The sequence below is a fragment of the Streptomyces sp. NPDC060027 genome (assembly GCF_042737005.1).
Taxonomy (GTDB): Bacteria; Actinomycetota; Actinomycetes; order Streptomycetales; family Streptomycetaceae; genus Streptomyces.
This window is the reverse complement of sequence record NZ_JBHWVI010000415.1, coordinates 1-2,825: the sequence shown is the minus strand read 5'-3', so window position 1 is coordinate 2,825 and position 2,825 is coordinate 1. Positions and strand designations below refer to the sequence as shown.

Annotated in this window: 1 protein-coding gene; it reads left to right on the top strand. The window is 75.0% G+C overall.

Annotation, left to right across the window (positions count from 1 at the left end; all coding sequences use genetic code 11):
• Positions 1-2,825 (top strand): SDR family NAD(P)-dependent oxidoreductase (locus tag ACFWBT_RS42490; RefSeq protein ID WP_385710049.1); only part of this gene is annotated, 2,825 nt, incomplete at both ends.

Sequence of the window (2,825 nt, the reverse complement as noted above, 5' to 3'; positions counted from 1 at the left end):
CGCCTGGCCGAGGCGTACACCCCGGAGTACTGGGTGCGGCACGTGCGTGAGGCGGTGCGCTTCGCCGACGGCATCGAGACTCTGGGCGATCTGGGCGTGACCACGTTCGTCGAGGTCGGCCCCGGCGGCGTCCTCAGTGCCCTGGCACAGGCCTGCGCGGACGACATCGTCACCGTCCCCGTACTCCGAGCCGACCGCCCCGAGCAGCAGGCACTCCTCACCGCTCTCGCCGAACTGCACGTGCACGGCGCCTCCTTGGACTGGCAGGCCCTCTTCCCCGGCGCTCACCGCGTCACCCTGCCCACCTACGCCTTCCAGCGCGAGCGCTTCTGGCTGGACGGGGAGGGGGACGAGGACCTGACCGCCGTCGGCACCCCGGCCGACGCGGCGGACTCCGGCTTCTGGGACAGCGTGGAACGCGAGGACGCGGAGTCCCTCGCCGCGACCCTGGGCGTCGGCGCGGACGCCTCGTTGAGCGCGCTCCTGCCCAGGCTGTCCGCGTGGCGCCGTCAGCGCCGCGAGCAGTCCGTGGTCGACGGCTGGCGTTACCGCGTCACATGGAAGCCACTCGGCCCGCTTCCTCGGCCCGGCGCGTCCGGGACCTGGCTGCTCGTCGTGGCCGGCGAGAGCGAGTGGACCGCCTCGGTGCGCACCGCGCTCGGCGAGCGCGGCCTGGAACTGGTGACGCTCGTCGCCGGTCCCGGCACCGACCGCGGGACGCTGGCCGGCGAGCTGGCCGGCGTCGGCCCGCTGACCGGCGTGCTGTCCCTGCTCGCCGAGGACGAGAGCGCCTCGGCAGGCCACCCCGGCCTGTCGCACGGCCTCGCGGCGACCCTCTGCCTCGTGCAGGCGCTCGGCGACGCGGGCGTCGACGTCCCGCTGTGGTGCGCCACGCGCGGCGCGGTGGCCACCGGCCGCTCCGACCGCGTGGACCGCCCGCTGCAGTCGCAGGTGTGGGGCTTCGGCCGGGCGGCGGCGCTGGAACACCCGCAGCGCTGGGGTGGATTGCTCGACCTTCCGGATCTGCTGGACGCCCGCGCCGCGGCCCGCGTGGCCGCCGTTCTCGGCCAGACGGCCGAGGACCAGGTGGCGGTCCGGGCCTCGGGCCTCTTCGGGCGCCGGCTCGTCCGGGCCGCCCGCGCCACCGGCCCCGCCCAGGAGTGGTCGCCGCGCGGCACGGTGCTGATCACCGGTGGTACGGGTGCGCTGGGCGGGCACGTGGCCCGCTGGCTCGCCGGTGCCGGTGCCGAACACCTCGTGCTCACCAGCCGCCGCGGCCCCGCGGCGCCCGGCGCCGCGGAACTCGTCGCGGAGCTGGAGGAGCTCGGCGCGGCCGCGACCGTCGTGGCCTGTGACGCGGCCGACCGTGACGCCCTGCGGGCGCTGCTGGCCGAGCACCCCGTCAATGCCGTCGTCCACGCCGCCGGCGTCGGCGACCACGTCATGATCGAGGACTCCGATCCGGCCGGGTTCGCCGACACGGTGGTGGCCAAGACCGCAGGTGCCACGCACCTGGACGAACTGCTGGCCGGTCAGGAGCTCGACGCGTTCGTCATGTTCTCGTCGGGCGCCGGCATCTGGGGCGGCGCCGGCCAGGGCGCCTACTCGGCGGCCAACGCCTACCTGGACGCCCTCGCCGAGTACCGGCGGGCACATGGGCGCACCGCGCTCGCCGTCTCCTGGGGCGGCTGGGCCGAGGGCGGTATGGCCGGCGTCGGCGACGGAGAGGAGATGCTGCGCCGCCGCGGTCTGCCGCCCATGCGGCCCGCCCTCGCGGTCTCCGTGCTCCAACAGGCGCTGGCCCACGGCGAGACCGCCCTCACCGTCGCGGACTTCGAGTGGGAGCGGTTCATCGGCCCGTTCACGGTCATCCGCCCCAGCGCTCTGTTCTCCGATGTGCCCGAGGCGCGCCGAGCCCTGGAGGCGCCGGCCTCCGGCGGCGCCGAAGCCGGCAACGCGCTCGCCGTGAAGCTGGCCGGGCTGTCGGCGGGCGAGCAGGACCGCACACTGGTGGACCTCGTCCGTACGCACGCGGCCGCCGTGCTCGGCCACGACGGTGCCGCGGCGGTGGAGCCCGGCCGGGCGTTCAACGACCTCGGCTTCGACTCGCTCACCGCCGTCGAGCTGCGCAACAAGCTCACGGCCGACACAGGCCTGAAGCTGCCCACCACTCTGGTCTTCGACCACCCCAACGCCACGGCTCTGGCCCGGTTCCTGCGTGCCGAACTGCTCGGTTCGCAGGGCGCCGTGCCGCAGGAGCAGCGCACGGCCGCCGTCGGCGACGAACCCATCGCGATCGTGGCCATGAGCTGCCGCCTTCCCGGTGGCGTCGGCTCGCCCGAAGACCTGTGGCAGCTCGTGACGTCCGGCGGCGACGCGATCTCCGGCTTCCCCGAGGACCGCGGCTGGGACGTCGAGGACCTCTACGACCCCGACCCGGGCACCCCCGGCAAGACCTACGCGCGCGACGGCGGCTTCCTCTACGACGCCGGCGACTTCGACGCCGCGCTGTTCGGGATCTCGCCGCGCGAGGCGCTCGCGATGGACCCGCAGCAGCGCCTGCTGCTGGAGGCCTCGTGGGAGGCCTTCGAGCGGGCCGGCATCGACCCGGCCTCCCTGAAGGGCAGCCGCACCGGCGTGTTCGTCGGCATGTCCTACCAGGGCTACGGCGCGGGCCTTCAGGAGGTCCCGGAAGGTGTCGAGGGCCACCTGCTCACCGGCAGCGCCGCGAGCGTCGTCTCCGGGCGCGTGGCCTACACCTTCGGACTCGAAGGGCCCGCCGTCACGATCGACACGGCGTGCTCGTCGTCCCTGGTCGCCCTGCA